Consider the following 21,782-nt stretch of genomic DNA (forward strand, 5'->3'; position numbering starts at 1 on the left):
CCATACCGCTCGACGGAGAAATACAACAATGAACAAGTCGCTGAGTCTTTCCCTCCTCCTCGCCCTGGGTTGCGCCGCTGCCGGCCCGGCCTTCGCCGACCTCACCGTGGTTTCCCACGGCGGCGCCAACAAGGCGGCCCAGGTCAAGGCCTTCTACGAACCCTATACGCAGCAGCACGGCACGAAGATCGTCGCCGGCGAGTTCAACGGCGAAATGGCCAAGGTCAAGGTGATGGTCGACACCGGCAGCGTGTCCTGGGACGTCGTCGAGATGGAAATGCCCGAACTCGCCCGCGCCTGCGACGAAGGCCTGCTGGAGGAGATCGGCGAGCTTCCGGCCATCGCCCAGGCCGGCGGCAGCCTGCTCGATGGCGCAGTGCAACCCTGCGGTGTCGGCTTCTTCGTCTGGTCCACGGTGCTCGCCTATAACGCCGACAAGCTGCAGACCGCCCCCAGCGGCTGGGCCGACTTCTGGGACGTGAAGAAATTCCCCGGCAAACGTGGCCTGCGCAAGGGCGCGATGTACACCCTGGAGTTCGCCCTGATGGCCGACGGCGTGGCACCCAGGGACGTCTACAAGGTTCTGGCCACCCAGGAGGGCCAGGACCGTGCCTTCCGCAAGCTGGACGAAATCAAGCCGAACATCCAGTGGTGGGAAGCCGGCGCCCAGCCGCCGCAGTACCTGGCCTCCGGCGACGTGGTGATGAGCTCGGTGTACAACGGCCGGATCGCCGCCGTGCAGAACGAGAGCAACCTGCGCATCGTCTGGAACGGCGGCATCTACGACATGGATGCCTTCGCCATTCCCAAGGGCGCGAAGAATCGCGACGAAGGCCTGAAGTTCATCTCCTTCGTCCTCCAGACCGCGCAGCAGAAGGCCTACGCCGAGCAGATCGCCTACGGCCCGGTGAACACCCAGGCGGTGGACCTGGTCGATCCGCAACGGCGCAAGAACATGCCCACCGATGCCGCCAACCTGGAACACCAGGTAGCCATGAACGCCAGCTTCTGGGCCGACCACGGCGAGCAACTGGAACAACGTTTCAACGCCTGGGCGGCGAAATAGGCCAGCTCGCCACTTGCTTCTCCACAGTACGGGGTCATCCGGCCCCGGCTGTCCTCGGCCGCTCCCGGGCGGCCTTTTTACTTCCCTTTCGGCCATTCCAGGTGCGGGCGTAATAGCCAACTGCTATGTTGCCCCACCGATCTTACGGAACGGACGCCATGCAACCTCGCCCGCCCCTGCGCCGCCCGCTGCTGCGCCACCTGGACAACCTGCTGGTCACTCTGCTGGGCTGTGTGCTGATGGCCCTGGCCTGGCTGTTCCTGCCCCTGGCGATCCGCCCGCTGCTGGCCGGCGCGCTGCCGGTCTACCTCGGCGTGCTGCTGCCACGCTGCATCGGCCGGCGCGAGCGTCTGCGCCGGGTTGCCGAAGCACGCCAGCGCTCGATCGAACGCTGGGGCTTCTGCAGCCGCGACCGCAACGGGCCGTGGATCAACTACATCGACTTCCCGCTGGTCCGCCAAGAGCCGGTCTTCAAGGGCCGCTATTTCTATAGCGAGTGGCTGGTGGTGCACGATGGCCGGATCATCATCAACCCCGGCCCGGCCAGTGTGGACCTGGCCGCCGGCACCGTGAGCTACGACTTCGGCTGCCAGCGAACCTACGCCTGGGACGGCTGCTCGCCCAAGGTGCCGTTCTACTGGATCGCCACCTTCGGCACGCCGGACTGGTGGGACCACCTGGAGCCGGTGCAAAGCTTGTGCAATGGTCAGCAGAAACAGCGCCTGATGTTCTGGCCGGTAGCCCACCACGCCAGCCTGGTGCATGACGCGCTGTACCAGTTCCTCAACGTCGCGCCGGTCACCAAGTCCGAGGCCGACCGCCTGTTCCACCGCATGCTGCTCGAGGCCGGCATGCCGCGCCCGGTCGCCTTCGTGTACTACCTCGCGGTCGTGCTGGGCGGTGCGCCGGACATGCGCCACGTGCGCAACCCCAACAGCACGCTGCGCTGCCTCACACCGCTGGACGACGGCGAAGCGGGCGACGCCGAGGCCGGCGATCCGCCGATGAGAATCCCGGCGCTCCCCGAGGAACTGCCGATGCAGTAAAGTATTGGCCCCGACAGCCCCACCCTCGTCCAGGAACCCCACGCGATGGAACATCGTGAGTCGCTGCTTGCGCTGCGCCAATACCTCTCCAGCCAGATCCTCGGCCAGGAAAAGCTCATCGAGCGCCTGCTCATCGCCCTGATCGCCGATGGCCACCTGCTGGTGGAGGGCGCTCCCGGCCTGGCCAAGACCAAGGCGATCAAGGACCTTGCCGAAGGCCTGGAGGCGGAGTTCCACCGCATCCAGTTCACCCCCGACCTGCTCCCGGCGGACATCACCGGCACCGAGATCTATCGCCCGGAAAACGGCACCTTCGTCTTCCAGCAGGGGCCGATCTTCCACCACCTGGTGCTGGCAGACGAAATCAACCGCGCACCGGCCAAGGTGCAATCGGCACTGCTCGAAGCGATGGCCGAGCGCCAGGTCAGCGTGGGCCGCAGCACCTACGACCTGCCGCCGCTGTTCCTGGTGATGGCGACCCAGAACCCCATCGAGCAGGAAGGCACCTATCCACTGCCCGAGGCGCAGCTCGACCGCTTTCTCATGCACGTCAAGATCGGCTATCCCGAAGCCTCCGTGGAACGCCGCATCCTCCAGCAGGCACGCGGCGAGGCGCTGCACGGCGAAACCCGGCCGGAGCGCCAGGTCACCCAGGAATCGATCTTCGCCGCACGCCAGGAAATCCTCGGCCTGTACATGGCCGACGCGGTGGAGGAATACCTGGTGCAACTGATCATGGCCACCCGCAACCCGGCGAAGTTCGATGCCGAGCTGGGTGAGTGGCTGTCCTACGGGGCCAGCCCGCGCGGCTCCATTGCCCTCGACCGTTGCGCGCGCGCCCATGCCTGGCTGGCTGGCCGCGATTTCGTCAGCCCCGAAGACATCCAGGCGATGCTGTTCGACGTGCTGCGCCACCGCCTGATCCTGTCGTTCGAGGCCGAAGCCGCGGGGATCGACCAGGACCGCGTGGTCCAGCGCATCCTCGACGTGGTCGCCGTGGCCTGATGCACAGCGGCGACCAGCCAGGCGTAACGGTGACTCTCGGCGAACTGATCGAGATTCGCCACCGCCTGCGCGAAGTCCAGTTGTTCTCCACGCCGTCGCGGCGCAGCCCGCTGATCGGCCTGCACCACTCACGGCTGCGCGGGCGCGGCGTGGACTTCGACCAGGTACGCGTGTATCAGGCCGGCGATGACGTGCGGACCATCGACTGGCGCGTCACCGCGCGCACCCAGGAGCCGCACACCAAGCTGTTCCACGAGGAGCGCGAGCGCCCGGTGTTCGTCCTCGTCGAGCAGAGCACCCGTCTGTTCTTCGGTTCCGGGCTGTCCTTCAAATCCGTTCTCGCCGCTCGCGCCGCCGCCTTCATCGGCTGGTCCGCGCTGGCGCACAACGACCGCATCGGCGGTTTGGTATTCACCGACAGCGAATGCCACGAAATCCGCCCACGACGCAGCAAGCAGAGCCTGCTGCAACTGCTCAACCTGATCGTGCGCGCCAACCACGGCCTGCTCGCCGGCTCCAGCCTGAGCCACAGCGGCGACGGCTTCAGCATGGCTTTGCGCCGCGCGCGCGAAGTCCTGCGCCCCGGCAGCCTGATCCTCGTGGTATGCGATGAGCGCGCCCTGGGCGACCTCGCCGAACAGCAACTGGCCCTGCTGGCGCGACATACCGACCTGGTGCTGCTGCCGGTCTCCGACCCGCTCGACCACGCGCTGCCCGCAGCGGGCCTCCTGCGCTTTGCGCAAGGACCGGCGCAACTGGAACTGGACACCCACATCGACGAACAGCGCCTGGCGTACCGCGCCCTCGGCGAAGCCCGCCGCGAACGCTGGACCCGCCTGGCGCAACGCCTGGGCGTTCCCCTGCTGCCACTGTCGACTCAGGAAGAACTGGTCGAGCAACTGCGCAGCCTGCTGGAACAGCACCAGCCGGGATACGCCCGATGAACCCGCTCGACCAACTGCAACCGCTGATCCGCCCCGCCCCCGTGGCCTGGTGGCCTCCCGCGCCGGGCTGGTGGCTGGTCGCCGCGCTGATTCCGATCCTGCTGTGGGTGCTCTGGCTCACCCGCCAGCGCTGGCAGCCACGGCGCGTATCGAAACAGACCGAAGAAGCGCCGCTCGACCCATTGCGCCAGGCCGCTCTGGAAGAACTCAAGCGCCTGCCACGCCCTTACGATGGCGCTCCCGCCGGGCCCTGGCTGCAGGCGATCAACGGCCTGCTCAAGCGCCTGTCGCGCGCACGCTGGCCCGACAGCCACAGCCACACACTAAGCGGCCGCGCCTGGCTGGCTTTCCTCGACAACCGCTGTCCCGCCGCTGGCCTGACGCGCTGGATGATCCTGGTGGAAGGCGGCTACCGCTCCGAATGCAAGCTGGACGACAAGGCCATCGACGGGCTCGCCGCGTCGGTGGAAACCTGGGTGCGCAAGCATGTTTGAGCTAGCCTGGCCGTGGATACTCCTGCTCGCCCCGCTGCCCTGGGTGATGCGCTACATCCTGCCTCCGGCGGATAGCGGCGAAGCGGCACTCAAGGTCAGCTTCCTCCACGAACTCGAAGGTCTCGCCGGCCGCCGCGCACGTGCACGCCTGCCCGCCTGGCGCCAGCAGGCGCCGTTCATCCTGCTATGGCTCTGCCTGCTACTGGCGGCAGCCCGCCCGCAATGGGTCGGCGCCCCCCTGCCGATCCCTGCCAGCGGGCGCGACCTGCTGCTCGCCGTGGATGTTTCCGGCTCGATGGACTACGCCGACATGCGCTGGGAAGACGACGAGATCAGCCGCCTGGACCTGGTGAAGAAACTCTTCGGCGGCTTCATCGAGGCGCGTCGAGGCGACCGCGTCGGGCTGATCCTGTTCGGCACCCGCGCCTATCTGCAGGCACCGCTGACCTTCGACCGCCATACCGTGGGCGTTTGGCTGGACGAGGCAATGATCGGCATCGCCGGCAAGGACACCGCCCTGGGCGACGCCATCGGCCTGGCGGTGAAACGCCTGCGCCAGCGTCCTGCGCAGAGCCGCGTGCTGGTGCTGATCACCGATGGCGCCAACACCGCCGGCGAGATCGACCCGCGCACCGCTGCCCGCCTGGCCGCTGAAGAACAAGTGAAGGTCTATACCATCGGCATCGGCGCCGACCCGCAACAAGGCGGCGTCGCCGGGCTGTTCGGCCTGAACCCGGGGCTCGACCTCGACGAACCGACCCTCAAGGCAATCGCCGAAACCACGGGTGGCCAGTATTTCCGCGCCCGTAACGGTGAGGAGTTGCAGCGGATTTCCGATAGCCTCGACCAGTTGGAGCCAGTGGAGCAGAAACCGACCCAGGCGCGCCCCGCCCTGGCGCTCTACGGCTGGCCGCTGCTGGCGGCACTGCTGATCAGCGTGGCCCTGGTGGTCCGTGAGCTCTGGCCGCCGGAAGACTGGCGCTGGCCAGCATGGCTGGCGCGTCTGCGCCGGGAGCGCCAGCCATGAGCGCACTGTGGCCCCACCTGCTGCGCCCCTGGTGGCTGCTCCTGCTGCCGCTGCTCGGCTGGCTGCTGTGGAAGCTCTGGCATCGCCAGCGCCGTGCGGGCCGCTGGCAACTGCTACTGCCGCCGGCCTTCCATCCGTGGCTGCTGTCCGGTGGCGGTGGACGTCATGAGCGGCATCCCTGGATTTTCCTCGGCCTGGCCTGGCTGCTGGCGGTACTCGCCCTGCTCGGCCCGAGCTGGCAGCAACTGGAACAGCCGGCGATGGAGCGCAGCGATCCGCTGGTGGTGGTCCTCGAACTGACCCCGGAAATGCTCGCCACCGACCTGCCGCCCAGCCGGCTGGAGCAGGCGCGGCGGAAGATTCTCGACCTGCTGCAGGCCCGCAGCGACGCACAGACCGCCATCGTCGTCTACGCAGGCAGCGCTCATACGCTGGTGCCGCTGTCCAATGACCTGGGCACCGCGCGCAACCTGCTGGACGCGCTCAAACCATCGATCATGCCCGAGCAGGGCCGCCGCGCCGACCTCGCCATCGAGCAGGCGCTGCAGTTGCTCAACCAGGGCGCCGAAGGCAATGGCCGTATCTTGCTGATCACCAGCAACCTCGATGCACAGGAACGCCAGGGCATCCGCAAGGCGCTCAGGAGCAAGGGCAAGGACCTGCTGCTGCTCGCCAGCGGAACCCCGGGCGGCGCCCCCATCGCCCAGGAAGACGGTACCTTCCTCAAGGACGAGCAGGGCAACATCCTGGTGCCACGCCTCGACGAGACCATCCTGCGCGAGTTCGCCAGTGACCTCGACGGACAGTTCCAGCGCCTGCGCCAGAACAGCAGCGACCTGCGCAACCTCGGCCTGCTGAACAGCACCCAGGGCTTGCAGGTCAGTGAAGAGGACACGCTGCTGCGCCTGCAACGCTGGGCCGACCAGGGTTACTGGCTGCTGCTGCCGTTGCTGCTGCTCGCCGCCTGCGCCGGCCGTCGCGGCTGGCTGTTCAGCCTGCCAGTGCTGCTGCCGCTGCTGTGGTCGCCGCCGCAGACCGCCAACGCATTCGAGTTCACCGACCTCTGGCTGAGGCCCGACCAGCAAGGCCAGCGTCTGCTCGACGCCCAGCATCCGGCGCAGGCCGCCGAGCATTTCGAGGACTTCCGCTGGCGTGGCCTGGCCCTTTACGAAGCCGGCGACTATGCCGATGCCGCGCAGGCTTTCGCCCAGGGCGACGGCGCCGCCGACCACTACAATCGTGGCAACGCCCTGGCCCGCCAGAACGAGCTGGAAGCGGCAATCGACGCTTACGAGCAGGCGCTGGAGCGCGACCCCGAGCTGCTCGACGCCCAGCGCAACAAGGACCTGCTGGAGGAGTTGCTGCGCCAGCGGCAGAAGTCCCCGCAAAGCAGCGCTAACGAATCATCGCAGCAGCAGAACGCTGCGCCCGGCGAAACCAGCGAGGCGCAGGCACAGGCCACGGACGCACCGCACGACGAGGAGCAGTCCGCCGAGCACGACTCGCAGCCCACCCCGTCCGCCCAGACGCCGGAGCAGGATATCAGTGGCAAGCCCGGTGCCAGCCAGAGCGACGACAAGGCCAGCGCCGCCCGGGAAGAAACCGACCCGCAGGATGCCGGTCCACTGGGTGACGAGCGCCGCCAGGCTCTGGAACAATGGTTGCGCCAGATTCCCGACGACCCATCCGAACTGCTGCGCCGCAAGTTCTGGTACCAACAGCAGCAGCAGCGCCAGGAACCCAAGCAATGAAACGGCTGATCTGTCTGACCCTGCTCTGCCTCGCCGCCGTCCAGGCCGAGGCCAGCTTCACGGCCAGTGTCGACCGCACGCGCCTGAACGAAGGCGAGAGCATCGACCTGACGCTGGAATCCGACGATCCCACGCTATTCGGCAAGCCGGACCTGACACCACTCGATGCCCAGTTCATGGTGCTCGGCACGCGTCAGGTCAACCGGCTCACCACCCTCAACGGCAAGACCCAGGCCACCACCCGCTGGATCGTCACGCTGCAACCGCGCAGCGAAGGCATTGTGGAGATTCCGCCGATTCACCTGGGCGGCAGCGCCTCCGAACCGATCAGCCTCCACGTGCTGAAGGCCGAGGAAAGCACTGGCGAGCAGAAGCTGGCGCCGGTTTTCATCGACGCCAGTGTCGACCATGAAGAGGGCTACGTGCAGGCGCAGGTGATCCTGACCTTGCGCATCTACCACTCGGTTTCGTTGTACGACGACAGCAGCCTTACCCCGCTGCAGATGGCCGACGCCCGCGTCGAGCCGCTGGGCGAGCCGCGCACCTACGAGAAGGAAATCAACGGCGTGCGCCACGGTGTCATCGAGATGCGCTACGCGATCTTCCCGCAGAAGAGCGGCACCCTGGAGATTCCCGGGCAGACCTTCAATGCCACCCAGGTCGCCCAGCAGCGCAACCAGACCTACAACCCCTTCGGGCCGCAGCCTGGCAAGCAGATCCGCGTGATCTCGCCGAGTATCCCGCTGGAGATCAAACCCAAGCCCGCCGACTATCCCGCGAATGCGCCGTGGCTGCCGGCGCGCGCGCTCAGCCTCAGTGAGACCTGGAGCCCGCAGCCGGAACAGGCCCGCGAAGGCGAGGCGCTGACGCGCAACATCATGCTGCGGGTGGAGGGTCTCTCCAGCGCACAACTGCCGCCCCTGCCACAGACGCTCCCCGGCGAGCTGCGCCACTACCCCGACCAGCCGCAACTGGCCAACCAGAGTACCGAGCAAGGCGTCATCGGCAGCCGCGAGGAGCGCGAGGCGCTGATCGCCGACCATGCCGGCCAGGTGCAGTTGCCGGCGATAGAAGTGGTCTGGTGGAACACCCGGGAGAATCGCGTGGAGCGCACCAGCCTGCCGGCGCGCACCCTGGAGGTAGCGGCCAATCCGCAACTGGAAGCCTCCGGCGAAACGCCCGGTACGCCGTCCGGTCACTCCCAGACGCAGGAGCCGGCGCGTCTCTGGGCCTGGCAACTGGCTTGCGCCATCCTCGCCTTCACCACTCTGCTGGGCTTCGGCCTGTGGTGGCGAGCCCGCCGGCTGCCGGCGGTGATCCGTGCCGCGGTCGCCGGCCCCAGCGCGCGCACGCTGCTCGACGAGTTGCGCCGCGCCTGCCAGGCCAACGACCCGCACGCCACCCGCCAGGCTCTGGACGCCTGGGCACGTCAACAGCCGGAAACCCTGGCTGACATGGCGGCGCGCTTCGTGCCGCTGTCCGACGCGATGGACAGCCTCAATGGCGCGCTCTACAGCGACAGCGAAGGCGGACGGAACTGGCAGGGCGAAGACCTCTGGCGCGCCATCCGCACCCTGCCCGGCGCCGATCCGGAAGCCGCGCCCGCGGCGGAACCGAGCAGCCTGCCGCCGCTCTATCCGCGCTGAGCCAACGGGCGGGCTATGCTTGCTGGCAAGCTCCGCCAAGAGGCACCCAGATGCCCCGCTCCGGCTTCCTCACACTATTCATCGGCCTGCTGCTGAGCCCTCTCTCCCGCGCCGAGCTGGCCCTGCCGCCACCCCAGCCGCTGCAAGGCCCCGGCGGCTCCAGCTATAGCCACGCCGACGTGCGCCAGTGGCATTTCAACGTCGGCGGCAACGAGTACTGGGTCTTCACCCCGGACCGCCCACAACCGGAAAGCGCGCCGCTGGTGGTGTTCACCCACGGCTGGAGTGTCATGCAGCCTGACCTGTACCGCGCCTGGATCGAGCACATCGTCCGGCGCGGCGCGATCCTGGTCTATCCGCGCTACCAGGCAACCCTGAAGACGCCCGCGGCGGACTTCCTGCCCAACGCCGCCAATGCCGTACGCAGCGCCGTCACAGACCTGCGCGCGGGCAAGCTCGGGGTTCGCCCCGAGCTACAGCACGCAGCCTACCTCGGCCACTCCGCCGGCGGCCTGATCGCCAGCGGCCTGGCAGCATCCTGGCAACGCCTGGAGATTCCCCGGCCCGCCGCGCTGATGGCCGTGGAACCGGGCCGCAGCAGTGGCCCGCGCTGGCGTGAGGTGCCGCTTGAGCCGTTGTCGGGAATCCCCGTCGGCACCCTGCTGCTGGCCGTCTGCGGCGACGAGGACGAGCGCGTCGCCTGCGACGATGCACGGCGCATCTACAACGAAAGCACCCAGGTGGCCGCCCGCGACAAGGACCTTCTGCTGCTGCGCAGCGACCGCCACGGCAGCCCGCCGCTACTGGCCAACCACGCCGCACCCACCGCTCCGCGCTTCGACCCGCGCTACCCACCCAGCGACTCATCCAGTTGGTTGCTCAACCGCGTGCAGGAGCGTGTGCGCCAGCGCCTCAAGCAGGGCCAGCCCAACATCCATAACGCGCTGGCCACCGATGCGATGGACTGGTTCGGTACCTGGAAGCTGTTCGATGCGCTGTGCGATGCAGCCTTCTACGGCCAGGACCGCGACTACGCGCTGGGCGGAACGCCGGCGCAGCTATCGATGGGCCGCTGGAACGACGGCACCCCGGTCAAGCCCATCCAGCGCTTGTCGCCGCATTGATCGGCGCACTGACGCTGCGCCCATAAAAAAACCGCGGCCCGAAGGCCGCGGTTTTCATTCAGCGCACAGCGATCGATCAGTGAACCAGGATCGACGCCTTCTTCTGACGCACCTTTTCCGGGTTGATCAGGAAGCGAGCCAGCGCCGGCAGCAGCCACAGGGCACCGAACATGTTCCAGAGGAGCATGAAGGTCAGCATCAGGCCCATGTCGGCCTGGAACTTGATCGCCGAGAAGATCCAGGTGGCGACGCCGATGGCCAGGCACAAACCGGTGAACAGTACCGCCTTGCCGGTGGACTTGAGGGTCTCGTAGTACGCCTCCTGCAGCGACAGGCCCTGACGCAGGAAGGACTCAAGGCGGGTGTAGATGTAGATGCCGTAGTCCACGCCGATACCCACGCCCAGCGCGATCACCGGCAGCGTCGCAACCTTCACGCCGATGCCAAGGGTTGCCATCAGCGCGTTGCCCAGCACCGAGGTGAGGATCAGCGGCAGCACGATGCAGAGGGTCGCGGCGAAGGAGCGGAAGGTGATCAGACACATCACCGCCACGCAGATGTACACCAGGATCAGGATGGTCAGCTCGGAGTGCTTGATCACCTCGTTGGTGGCCGCCTCGATACCGGCGTTGCCGGCGGCGAGCTTGAACTTCAGGTCATCCTTGTCGTTGGCCTTGGCGAATTCCTGCACCACGGCGACCGCACGGTCGAGAGTCTCGGCCTTGTGGTCGTTGAGGAATACCAGCAGGGGCGCCAGCGAACAGTTGCTGTTGAACAGGCCTTCGGCACGGCTGATGGAGTTGTTCAGCACGTCCTGGTTGCGTGACAGCGACTCCCACTTCAGGTTGCCTTCGTTCATGCCCTTGATCATCTGCTTGGAGACGGTGACCAGGGAAATTGCCGACTGCACGCCCTCGGTGTTTTCCAGGCGCCAGGCCAGCTCGTCGATGGCGGACATGGTCCTGTGGGTGGAGCAGCCTTCGGACGCCGACTCGACCATCACCACGAGAACGTCGGAGCTGGTGGAGTAGTTGCGGATGATGAAGTCGTTGTCCAGGTTGTAGCGCGAATCCGGACGCAGTTCCGGAGCACCCTGATCGAGGTCGCCGATCTTCAGGTGGTGGCCCTGCCACATGCCGCCGGCGAACATTGCCAGTGCGATGACTACGGAGATCGGGGCCACGGTCGGGCTGGCGAAGTTGGACAGCATGCGCCAGAAGGGATGATCGCGTACCGCGTCTTCCTTGCTGCGCTGCACAGCCTTCTTGCTGATGCCGATGTAGGAGATCGCTACCGGCAACAGGATCAGGTTGGTGAACACGATCACCGCCACGCCGATGGAGGCGCCGATGGCCAGTTCGCGGATCACGCCGATGTCGATCACCAGCAGAGTGATGAAGCCGACGGCGTCCGCGAGGATCGCGATCATGCCCGGCAGGAACAGTTGGCGGAAGGTGCGGCGGGCGGCCAGCAGCGGGGTTTCCGCGTCACTGGACTGCAGGGCGATACCGTTGATCTTCTGTACGCCGTGGGAGATACCGATGGCGAAGATCAGGAACGGTACCAGCATCGAATACGGGTCCAGCCCGAAACCGATGCTGTGCAGCAGGCCCAACTGCCAGATCACCGCCACCAGGGTGGTGGATAGTACGGCGATGGTCGAACGCACGCACTTGGTAAACCACAGCAACAGCACCAGGGTGATCACGAAGCAGATACCGAAGAAGCCGACCACCATCAGCAGACCGTCGATCAGGTCGCCGACCTTCTTGGCGAAGCCGACGATGTGGATCTTCACATTCGGGTTCTGCAACTGGTACTTGTCGCGGATCTTCTCTTCCAGCTCATGGGAGAACTGGCGGTAGTCCAGGTTCATCAGCTTGCCCTGGTCCTTCGGGTCCGGATAGACCTCCAGCAGCGGCACATCGATGATGCTCGACTTGAAGTTGTTGGCAACCAGGCGGCCGATCTGACCCGACTTCAACACGTTGTTGCGCAGTTGATCGAGCGCCTTGGCGGAGCCGTCGTAGGTCTGCGGAATCACCTCGCCGCCGGCGAAGCCTTCCTCGGTCACTTCGGTCCAGCGCACGCTGGGGCTCCACAGCGACTTCATGCCGGAGCGGTCGACACCGGGAATGTAGAAGACCTCGTCATGGATCTTCTGCAGCGTTTCCATGTACTCCTTGGTGAAGATGTCGCCATTCACCGCTTCCACCGAGATACGCACGGTGTTGCCGAGGTTGGCCAGGTCGTTGCGGTGCTCCAGCATGTTCTGGATGAACGGATGCTGCAGCGGGATCATCTTCTCGAAGCTGGTGGAGGGGCGAACCTGGGTCGCCTGGTAGGCGAGGAAAATGGTCACCAGCAGGCAAGTGATGATCACGAACGGCCGGTGGGTGAAGATCAGGCGCTCCAGGAAGGTCGCCTTGTCCTGGTGATGGGTGCTCAGAGCGTTCATTGCGACTCCCCGGCTTATTGTTGTTCTGTCAGCTCGGCGCCGGTCGCCGTAGCCAGATGGATACCGCCCTGGCCTACCAGCACCAGGTTGCCGTTGCCGGCGCTGCTCACACCCGCGAGGGACAGGCGGTCGGAGCGGTTGAAGACGCTGAAGCTCTTGCCGTCGTCCTTGCTTTCAAGGACGCTGCCGCCGTGTCCGACGACGACGATGGTGCCGTCGGCCAGCAGCGAACCTTCGGAAAGGCCGAACTCCAGTTCGCCACCGTTGGCGGTGGGCAGGCTGACCTGCTGCCAGGTGTCGCCGAAGTCAGTGGTGCGGAACAGGTGGCCACGCAGCCCGTAGACCAGCGCAGTGCCCGCTTCGCGGGTGCCGACCACGCCGAACAGCGAGCCTTCGTACGGACCTTCGAGTTTCTCCCAGGTCTGGCCCCAGTCCCTGGAGCGGAAGATGGCGCCCGCCTCCCCCACTACCAGCAGGCCGGTGTCCTTCACCGACGCGATGGAGTTGAGGTGGTATTGGTCTTCGTTGTCCAGGCGATCGCTGACATCTTCCCAGTTCTTGCCACCGTCGGTGGTTTCCAGCAGTGCGCCATAGGCCCCCACGGCCATGCCGTGGTTCTCGTCCTGGAACCAGATGTCCAGCAGAGGCGCTTCGCGCTTGAGGTCTTCGAACTGGCGGGTCCAGGTGGTGCCGCCATCGGTTGTGGCGAGGATCTGCGCGTCGTGGCCGACGGCCCAGCCCTTCTTGTCATTGATGAAGAATACCGAGGTCAGCAGTTGGCGGGTCGGCACGGTGGCCTGCGTCCAGCTCTTGCCGGCGTCATCGGAATAGAGGATGTGCCCGTGATCGCCCACCGCCACCAGGCGCTGGCCGGCATGGGCGACGCTCAACAGCAGGCTGCTGGCGGCCTTGGCCGACGGGATCGAGTTGAAGTCGCTGGCCGCCTCGGTTGCCGCGACGGCAGACAGGGGGGCGACGGACATCACCAGGAAGGAAAGTGCGCCGAGCAGGGAAATCGTCTTGCGCGACATCGGGACGGAGAGCGTCGCCCCCGAGACGGGCTGCTCGCTCTTAGTGCGCCACTGGGGCTCACGCATATGCCTTTACCTCTTTGTTCTTATGCAGGCGGTATGGAGTGTGGTCGCTATATAGCCAGCCTTTTGCGGGGCTGACAATTAAACGCACGTTATCTTTTGTTAAGGCCGGGCCACCTCACTCGAAAGGATGATTGCTCATCGCCACATACGCTGAAAAGCGCGTGCCCAGGGGTTTCCAGCGGGGAGTGCGGTAACACTTGCGCAGCACGACGGTTTTTCGCGGGCAAGAAAAAGCCCGCCGTGATGGCGGGCTCTCTCTACAGCGGATCGAACTCAGCGAGTACCGCGGCGACGCAGCGCGGACGGGCTGAAGTAGGAGTCGTCCGGCACAGCCTGGCTGAAGTCGATGGTGCTCGGTTCTTCGTTATCCAGGTTCTGCACGTGGTAGCGACGGGCCTGCAGGTCGTGGAAGGTATCCAGGGCAGTCCAGGTGGTGGGCAACTCGTAGTAGTTCTTCAGGTAGGCCAGCGACACGCGCCACAGCTCGCCACGACCGTCGTACTGATCGACCTCGGCGGCGCCCCAGCTATCCTCGTCGAGGAACAGCACGCGCTTGGAATAGATGTGGCGCGACCCCGGCTTCAGGGTGCCTTCGACCACCCACACGCGATGCAGCTCGTAACGGGTGTACTTCGGATTCAGGTGGTTGGGGGTCAGCAGGTCCTTGTACTTAACGTCAGGGCTGGAGACCTTGTAGTTGTTGTACGGGATGTACATTTCCTTCTTGCCGACCAGCTTCCAGTCGTAGCGGTCCGGCGAGCCGTTGAACATGTCGGTGTCGTCGGCGGTACGCAGGCCGTCGGCGGCAGCGATCGGGGTGTCGTAGGCCAGGTTCGGTGCACGGCGAACGCGGCGCTGGCCGGCGTTGTAGCCCCAGGCCTGACGCGGTTCCTTCACCTGGTCGAGGGTCTCGTGGACCAGCGCTGCGCCGCCAGCCAGGCGGGCCGGACTCTTGGTGAACGACAGGTAGTAGAACAGCAGGTTGTTCAGATTGGCGAAGCTGCCGCCCTGGATGTAGTACTTGAACAGCGCTTCCTGCTGCGAGGTCACCAGCGAGTAGTCGCCGTTGCGCTGCACGGCCACTTCGGAGGCGCGACGCACGATGTAGGTGCCGCGGTAGCGGGCGATGTGGTTCCACACGGCCTCGACGCCGTTCTGCGGAATCGGGAACGGAATGCCGCCGAACGCATCGACGAAGCCGTTGCCGCCTTCGGCCAGCTTGGCGCTGGTGGCGTTCTTGAAGGTGTTGTCGTACACCCACTGCGGCGCCGAACCACTGCGGCGGCTAGGGTACACCGGCATCTGGAAGGTATCCGGGTAGGTGGCGAACATCGCCAGTGTCCCCGGGGTCAGGTTGGCCTTGTACTGGTCCAGATTCGCCTTGGTGATGGTGTACAGCGGCTTGTCAGAGGCGAACGGATCGATGTGGTGCTGGCCCGGCTTGTAGCCAGCCGGCGCCTGGGTGATGCCGCCGGTCCAGGCCGGAATGGTGCCGGCGGCGTTGCCGGCCTTCTCGGCGCCCAGAGGGGTCAGGGTCGATTGCAGCTTGGCTGCGTCCTGCGGGGAAACGGCCGCCAGGGCGCTGCCGGCGCTCAGGGCCAGGGCCACTGCCGCGCCGACCAGGGTACGCATGTTGCGCATGGTGAATCTCCGTGAATTTCACGCGCCGGGCGCATCGGGCGCCCGGCGAGTGCTTGTCGTTAGAAGGAGTACTTGACGTTGAAGCCGATGTTGTCGCGGTCGCGGCTGGAGTTGTTCTGCCCTGCACCGTAGAACTCGGTGTACTGCAGCTCGGCTTCCAGGGAGTTCAGGTAGGTAGCCTTGACGCCCAGGGTGTAGGCCTTGCGGCCTTCGATGAAGTTGCCGGTCTGGTAGGAGTTGCCTTCGAAGTCGTCCTTGTAGACAGCGTATGGCGAGATGTTCACGCCAGCGAAGACGTCGTTCCAGGTACCCGAGAGCAGCAGGGTGTAGCCGTAGGCGTTCTTGTTCACCTGATCGTCGCGGTCGTAGCCGGAGATATAGGCGCCATTCGCGCGGCCGGAGTAGTAGCGGGTCGAACCGTCGTAGGCGGTGTATTTCAGGCTGCTGCCGCGCAGGTGCTCGGAAGCCAGTTCCGCCACACCCATCAGGGAGTCGAAGGACAGCGACGGGCCAAAGTTGTAGATGGTGCCCAGCGAGGTGTTGAAGGCTTCGACACGCTCGTAGTTGTGGATCTGGTCAGTCATAGCGACCTGGCCGCCACCGATGTTCACGGTCTTGCCGCTGGCCAGCGCCGGGGCCTGGACCAGCAGGTCGCCGAGCAGGTCGTTGGTGGTAGCGATGCCGATCGGCAGGTTCGGACGGTAGGCCAGTTCACCGAATACCGAGGCGTCGGCCACGGTGGTGTTGAAGCTCAGGCCGTACATGCGGATGTTCTCGACGTACTCGCGACGGGCGTTGACCTGGTTGGCCACGTCCACCGAGGTGGCGCCGTTGACCAGGCTCAGCACCTGACCGGCCATCGCGTTGCCGCCAGCAGCCGCGTTGACCAGTTGATTGTAGGAGGAGAAGCCACCCACACCGGCGAGCTGATCGAGGTTCACGCCGGCGTAATCGCGGTTCAGGTCGGCGTAGATGGTCGGCTCTTTGGAGTGATAGTTGACGAAGTAGAAGCCGAACTCGGTGGAGTTCAGTTGTTCGGCGATGTAATGGAAAGCTACGCCGAACTGGCCGTCGTTCTTGGCGTTGATGTCCTTGCCGACATGGGCGACCTTGAACACGCCATTGGAGTCCAGGTACTCGGTGCCCTGCAGGCCGCCCACGTGGGCTGCCGAGAGCTGCGGGTAGAGGCTCTGGAACAGCGGATTGGAAAGAGCGCCCACCGTGGTGTAGGCGGTATTGCCGCCATCGGCGAACAGGTCGGTCTCGGAGAAGAAGGTGCCGACCGGGTCGATGCGGGTTTCCTTCCAGTTCCACTGGTAGAAGGTATCCATCGACAGGTTGTCGGTCAGGCCGACGTTGAAGCTGAGAGCCTCGACCGGCATCAGTACTTCTTTCAGCTCCGAGCCCGGCAGGCGGAACTTGGCGGCATCGACCGGGTTGGTAGTGTTCACGCCACCACGGTAGAAGAGGCCCTCGCCCCAGTTGAACACCTGGCGCCCCAGGCGCGCGGTAACCGGACGCTCGGCGACATCCCAGTTGCCATAGACGTAGGCATCGAGGATTTCCGCACGGTTGCCGGCGGCATCGCGGGTCTCGCTGGTGAAGCGGTCGCTGTTGGGGTAGGTCTGGCTCGGCTGCGGCGGCTGGTTGTTCTCGTAGTAGTCGTTGCGCTTGTCCATGATCTGGGTGTCATAGAACGCGGAGCCACGCACGAACATGCCGTAGTTCTTGTAGGTCGCTTCCAGGTCGGAAGTGATCTTGTACACCTCGGAAACCAGGCCGGTGCTGAAGTTGCGGTTGCCGTCGTTACCGTTGATGTCGTTGTTGGTCTTGTCCTGTCCCTGCACACGCCAAAGGGCGCCGTAGGACACTGTGGTATCCAGCGAGCCGCTGACTTCGTTATCGAGGAAGCTGAATTCGACGGCTCCAGCCGGAACCGACATCAGCAGCGGCAGCACGCCTGCCAGGGCGAAACCCGCGCGAGCAGGTGCAAAGCGCAAGACGGGCTTGCGAACTGGGATTTCCATTAGGACTCACTCCATGGACTGATCATTCTGTAGGGGCGCCGCCAGTACGGACGGTTCGCCTGTCAGCCGTTATTCCACGGCCTTGTTGTCGTCGATCTGAGGAAACTCCCCCAAAGGTGCTCGACACGCCCCCCGACCCAATGGACGGGCAAAGGCTAAGCGGCATCGGCCGGTGCAACCCCAGTGCCAATAATTCAGACATGTCTGATTTTGCTTACAAAATTTAAAGATATGTCCCGCTACTTTTTGTGACTGATCATCCACTGATCAAATACGGTGACCGATTGCGCCATCCGCCCCTCGAAGTGGCGCAATCTGCCCCTGGAAAGCCCGACGCAGACAGCACGGCACCGTCGCGTCAATGCGTTTGCGCGATAAGGTGGCTATCGTTCAATTTCGATAAGTAACAAAAAGGTGTTACCAACCAATGCTGGTAACACCTTTCCAGAGGGGAAATGGCGCTCCGGAAGGAGCGCCGGATCAGGCGAGGCTCTTGCTGACCACTTCGTAGACGTCGCTGGACAGCTCGCCGGAGGCGAGGATGCGCTCCAGTTCGGCCTTCATCAGCGCCTGGCGCTCGGGCGCATACTTGCGCCAGCGGGTCAGCGGCGTCAGCAGACGCGAGGCGATCTGCGGGTTGAGCGCGTTGAGGGTGATGATCTGGTCGGCCAGGAAGCGGTAGCCCGCGCCGTCCGCCCGATGGAAGTTCACCGCGTTCTGGTTGGCGAAGGCACCGATCAGCGCGCGGATCTTGTTCGGGTTCTTCAGGGTGAAGGCCGAGTGGCTCATCAGCGCCTGCACCCGCTCCAGCCCGCCCGGCAGGGTGCAACCGGCCTGGACGCTGAACCACTGGTCCATCACCAGCGGGTCGTCCTTGAAGTAGTCGGCGAACATCGCCAGCGCCTCGGCCTTCTCACTCTCGAAGGAGGAGTTGACCAGCACTGCCAGGGCGGTGAGGCGCTCGGTCATGTTGTCGCAATCCTTGTACTGCTCCTGACAGGCCGCGAGCACCTCGGGCTTGCCGCTCTGCATGAGATAGGAAAGCGCAATGTTCTGCAGGCTGCGGCGGGCAATGTGCGAGGCCTCGGCAACATATGCGGTATCGCGCGACTGCTGGCGGTTGGCCTGGTAACGCGCCCAGAGCTGTTCGTGCAGCGCTGCGCCGATCTGCCGGCGGGCAAATTCGCGAGCGGCGTGGATCGCCTCGACGTCGGCCACTTCGCTGATCTCGGTGAGGTACGCCTCGCTGGGCAGCGAGAGCATTTCAGCGACCATCGCCTGGTCCAGCCCGGCATCCAGCAGCAGGGTGCGGAAAGCCACGATCAGGCGCTGGTCGAGCACCAGTTGCTCGCCACGCTGGTGCTGGCCGATCAACTCCTGCAGCACCTGCACGGACAGTTGCTGGCCGGCTTCCCAGCGGTTGAAGCCATCCTCGTCGTGCTGCATGAGGAACATCAGTTGGTCACGGTCGTAGGGGAAGCTCAGCTTCACCGGCGCGGAAAAGCCGCGCAGCAGCGAAGGCAGCGGTTTTTCCGCCAAGCCGATGAAGGTGAAGGACTGCTCGGTCTCGGTGACCTGCAGCACACGGTCGCTGCCGTGGGCATGTTCCTCGCCGGCAAGGCGCAGCGACAGCGCATTGCCGAGGCGATCGATCAGGCCCATCTGCACCGGGATGACGAAGGGCAGCTTCTCGGCCTGCCCCGGCGTGGGCGGGCAGCTCTGGCGGAAGGTCAGGGTGTAGCTCTGTGCCGCGGCATCGTAGCTTTCCTCCACGGCCAGGCGCGGGGTGCCGGACTGGCTGTACCAGCGCTTGAACTGGGTGAGGTCGACCCCGTTGGCATCTTCCATCGCCTTGATGAAGTCGTCGCAGGTCACGGCCTGGCCGTCATGACGCTCGAAGTACAGGTCGGTACCCTTGCGGAAGCCATCGGCGCCCAGCAGGGTGTGGATCATGCGCACGACTTCCGCGCCCTTCTCGTAGACGGTCAGGGTGTAGAAGTTGGAAATCTCGATGAAGGAATCCGGGCGCACCGGATGGGCCATCGGGCCGGCATCTTCGGCGAACTGGTTGGTGCGCAGGAAGGCCACGTCCTCGACGCGCTTGACGGTGCGCGAGTTCATGTCGGCGGAGAATTCGCTGTCGCGGAACACGGTGAAGCCTTCCTTGAGCGACAGCTGGAACCAGTCGCGGCAGGTCACGCGGTTGCCCGACCAGTTGTGGAAGTACTCGTGGGCGACGACACCTTCGACGCGCTGGTGCGCGGCATCGGTGGCGGTCTCGGCCTTGGCCAGTACGCAGCTGGAGTTGAAGATGTTGAGGCCCTTGTTCTCCATGGCGCCCATGTTGAAGTCGTTGACCGCGACGATCATGAAGATGTCCAGGTCGTACTCGCGGCCGTAGACCTTCTCGTCCCAGCGCATCGAGTTCTTCAGGCTGTCCATGGCGTGCTGGACCTTGTCGATGTTCTCCGGCTCGACATAGATGCGCAGGGTGACTTCGCGCTCGCTCATGGTGGTGAACTGGTCTTCCACGCACCAGAGGTCACCGGCGACCAGGGCGAACAGGTAGGCCGGCTTCTTGAACGGGTCCTGCCAGGTCGCCCAGTGGCGGCCGCCCTCTTCCGAGCCGCTGGCCACCGGATTGCCGTTGGACAGGAGCACCGGGTACTGGTGCTGCTCGGCCGACAGCGTGGTGGTGAAGCTGCTCATCACGTCCGGACGGTCGAGGTAGTAGGTGATCTTGCGGAAGCCCTCGGCCTCGCACTGGGTGCAGAACATCTTGCCGGACTTGTACAGGCCTTCCAGCGCGGTGTTGCTTTCCGGGTGGATGCGCACCGTGCTGTCGACGGTGAAGGCATTCGCGGTCGGCTGCAGAGTCAGATGGTTCTCGTCGAGCTGGTACTGGCCGGCTTCGAGGGGCTGGTCATCGAGCGACAGCGACAGCAGCTCCAGTTGCTGGCCGTCGAGCACGAGCGGCGGCAGGCCGTCGCCGCGCTCGGGGTTGCGGCGCATCACCAGCTGGGCGTGGACCAGGGTGTGGTCCTCGTACAGCTCGAAGGTCAGGTTGGTCTCGTCGATCAGGTACTCGGGCGCCTGATAATCCTTGAGGTAGATGACTTTCGGTTGCTCGGTACGCATGGCTTTTGGCCCCTTGGAAGGCGGCAGGCAGGATGGGCCGGCCGGAGGAATACTGACTCTAGCGATTGGGAACGGCGCGGGCGAGTCGCAGGACGCATCTATCCGTGGATGCGTCCTTCTCTAGATGCGAGCCCTGGCCGGAAATTCAATGCCGCGTCGATCAGGCGCTGATCGCCAGCTGGTACGCGGTGTACTTGCGCACGTTGATCACGCCGGTATCGAAAATCAGGTACTGGCCCTTGATGCCTTGCAGCGTACCTTCCACCACCGGCGTCTTGTCCAGGTCGAAGCTGGTGATCTTGGCCGGGTAGGCTTCCACCGGGTAGCTGATCTCGATGGGCTGCATGTCGATCACCGGTTGGATCGCCTGCAGGCCGAAGCGCTGCTGCAATCCGACGATGCCGTCGGCGCAGGCATCGAAGATCTGCTCGCGGATGGCAATCAGGTCCAGCGGCTCGGCCTCGCCCTTGAGCAGCGCACGCCAGTTGGTACGGTCGGTGACCTGGGTACGCAGCAGGTCTTCGACGAAGCCTGACTGCTGCCGGGTCGCCACACGCATGATCGGCAGGGCCTGGCGCGCACCCTGGTCGATCCAGCGAGTCGGCACCTGGGTGGCGCGGGTGATGCCGACCTTCACGCCCGACGAGTTGGCCAGGTAGACCACGTGGTCAGTCATGCAGAAACGCTCGCCCCACTCCGGCTCACGGCACGATCCGTCTTCGTAATGGCACTTCTCCGGGCTCATGATGCAACTGTCGCACTGCGCCAGCTTGGTGAAGCACGGATAACAGTAGCCCTGGCTGAAGCTCTTCTTGGTCTTGCGGCCGCAATGGCAGCAGAAGATCTCGCCCAGGTACTCCAGGCGAACGCTCTTGCCGATCAGCGGATTGACTGCGACTTCGTCCTCGCCGAGGCGAAACGCATACTGCACGGGGCTTTCAAGGCGCGCCGACATCTTGCTCAGGGCGCCACGTCCGATTTCCCGCATCAGTGCAGGGAATTGGAGGAGAAGAGGATGTTCGGGATCGGCTCGGCGTGGGACGCGCAGGCCTGCTCACCCATGTAGCCGGTGCGCTGGTCCTCCGGGAGGTTTTCCATTTCCCAGGCAATCATGGCCTGCAGCGACAGCTCCTTCTGCTCCTGGGAGAGCTTGCGGCCGTCGGGCCATTTGCCGATTTCCACGGCGAGCTTGAGGCGCTCGTAGATTTCGGGGGTGATGTTCTCGATCATTTCGGCGAAGGACGACATGTGGCCGGCTCCTGCTGGGGAAAACGAAACCGGCATTCTACCGGGCGAAAGGCTTGCGCGCACGAACGCC

The 21,782-nt window shown here is 65.1% G+C and carries 16 protein-coding genes; 9 read left to right on the forward strand and 7 right to left on the reverse strand.

The genetic code is table 11. The annotated features are described in order from the left end of the window. Window positions 1–28 precede the first annotated feature (28 nt). The 9 genes from OU419_RS19885 to OU419_RS19925 all read left to right on the forward strand — a co-directional run bounded on the left by OU419_RS19885 (window position 29) and on the right by OU419_RS19925 (window position 10,103). On the forward strand, window positions 29–1,066 hold the full coding sequence (locus OU419_RS19885) for an ABC transporter substrate-binding protein (RefSeq protein WP_254474892.1): 1,038 nt from the start codon (window positions 29–31) through the stop codon (window positions 1,064–1,066). A gap of 158 nt (window positions 1,067–1,224) precedes the next feature. Further along, window positions 1,225–2,112, forward strand: a complete 888-nt coding sequence (locus OU419_RS19890) for a DUF1353 domain-containing protein (RefSeq protein WP_254474890.1) — start codon at window positions 1,225–1,227, stop codon at window positions 2,110–2,112. A 45-nt stretch (window positions 2,113–2,157) separates the two neighbouring features. Next, window positions 2,158–3,117: an AAA family ATPase gene (locus OU419_RS19895; protein ID WP_254474888.1), complete on the forward strand. Its 960-nt coding sequence runs from the start codon at window positions 2,158–2,160 to the stop codon at window positions 3,115–3,117. Then, window positions 3,117–4,061 (forward strand): DUF58 domain-containing protein, encoded by a 945-nt coding sequence (locus OU419_RS19900; protein ID WP_254474886.1) that lies wholly within the window; start codon window positions 3,117–3,119, stop codon window positions 4,059–4,061. Before OU419_RS19895 ends, OU419_RS19900 begins: the two co-directional genes overlap by 1 nt. After that, window positions 4,058–4,555: a DUF4381 domain-containing protein gene (locus OU419_RS19905; RefSeq protein ID WP_254474884.1), complete on the forward strand. Its 498-nt coding sequence runs from the start codon at window positions 4,058–4,060 to the stop codon at window positions 4,553–4,555. The genes OU419_RS19900 and OU419_RS19905 overlap by 4 nt, the downstream gene beginning before the upstream one ends. Next, on the forward strand, window positions 4,548–5,582 hold the full coding sequence (locus tag OU419_RS19910; RefSeq protein ID WP_254474878.1) for a vWA domain-containing protein: 1,035 nt from the start codon (window positions 4,548–4,550) through the stop codon (window positions 5,580–5,582). The genes OU419_RS19905 and OU419_RS19910 overlap by 8 nt, the downstream gene beginning before the upstream one ends. Further along, complete coding sequence (locus OU419_RS19915; protein WP_254474876.1) at window positions 5,579–7,333, forward strand: VWA domain-containing protein; 1,755 nt, start codon at window positions 5,579–5,581, stop codon at window positions 7,331–7,333. Before OU419_RS19910 ends, OU419_RS19915 begins: the two co-directional genes overlap by 4 nt. Continuing rightward, the gene (locus OU419_RS19920) at window positions 7,330–8,979 is read left to right on the forward strand and encodes a BatD family protein (protein WP_254474874.1); all 1,650 of its coding nucleotides are present in this window, start codon (window positions 7,330–7,332) and stop codon (window positions 8,977–8,979) included. Before OU419_RS19915 ends, OU419_RS19920 begins: the two co-directional genes overlap by 4 nt. A 50-nt stretch (window positions 8,980–9,029) precedes the next feature. Continuing rightward, window positions 9,030–10,103, forward strand: a complete 1,074-nt coding sequence (locus OU419_RS19925; protein WP_254474872.1) for an alpha/beta hydrolase family protein — start codon at window positions 9,030–9,032, stop codon at window positions 10,101–10,103. 76 nt (window positions 10,104–10,179) lie between these two features. On the opposite strand, the gene OU419_RS19930 is transcribed toward OU419_RS19925, so the two are convergent. The 7 genes from OU419_RS19930 to OU419_RS19960 form a co-directional block, all read right to left on the reverse strand. Beyond that, on the reverse strand, window positions 10,180–12,561 hold the full coding sequence (locus OU419_RS19930; protein WP_254474863.1) for an efflux RND transporter permease subunit: 2,382 nt from the start codon (window positions 12,559–12,561) through the stop codon (window positions 10,180–10,182). Window positions 12,562–12,575: 14 nt separating this feature from the next. Continuing rightward, window positions 12,576–13,658 carry a WD40/YVTN/BNR-like repeat-containing protein gene (locus tag OU419_RS19935; protein ID WP_408004903.1) on the reverse strand — a complete coding sequence of 361 codons (1,083 nt, stop codon included), beginning with the start codon at window positions 13,656–13,658 and terminating at the stop codon, window positions 12,576–12,578. Window positions 13,659–13,931: 273 nt separating this feature from the next. Next, complete coding sequence (locus OU419_RS19940) at window positions 13,932–15,299, reverse strand: DUF1329 domain-containing protein (RefSeq protein WP_254474861.1); 1,368 nt, start codon at window positions 15,297–15,299, stop codon at window positions 13,932–13,934. 59 nt (window positions 15,300–15,358) lie between these two features. Continuing rightward, window positions 15,359–17,326 carry a DUF1302 domain-containing protein gene (locus OU419_RS19945; RefSeq protein WP_254474860.1) on the reverse strand — a complete coding sequence of 656 codons (1,968 nt, stop codon included), beginning with the start codon at window positions 17,324–17,326 and terminating at the stop codon, window positions 15,359–15,361. A 480-nt stretch (window positions 17,327–17,806) separates the two neighbouring features. After that, complete coding sequence (gene pepN, locus OU419_RS19950) at window positions 17,807–20,464, reverse strand: aminopeptidase N (RefSeq protein ID WP_254474857.1); 2,658 nt, start codon at window positions 20,462–20,464, stop codon at window positions 17,807–17,809. A gap of 160 nt (window positions 20,465–20,624) precedes the next feature. Further along, a complete protein-coding gene (locus OU419_RS19955; RefSeq protein WP_254474846.1) occupies window positions 20,625–21,452 on the reverse strand; it encodes a DUF2797 domain-containing protein in 828 nt (275 codons plus the stop codon). After that, window positions 21,452–21,712 (reverse strand): YeaC family protein, encoded by a 261-nt coding sequence (locus OU419_RS19960; RefSeq protein WP_254474844.1) that lies wholly within the window; start codon window positions 21,710–21,712, stop codon window positions 21,452–21,454. The genes OU419_RS19955 and OU419_RS19960 overlap by 1 nt, the downstream gene beginning before the upstream one ends. Between the last annotated feature and the right edge of the window lie 70 nt (window positions 21,713–21,782).

The sequence above is a fragment of the Pseudomonas triclosanedens genome (assembly GCF_026686735.1).
Taxonomy (GTDB): domain Bacteria; phylum Pseudomonadota; class Gammaproteobacteria; order Pseudomonadales; family Pseudomonadaceae; genus Pseudomonas; species Pseudomonas triclosanedens.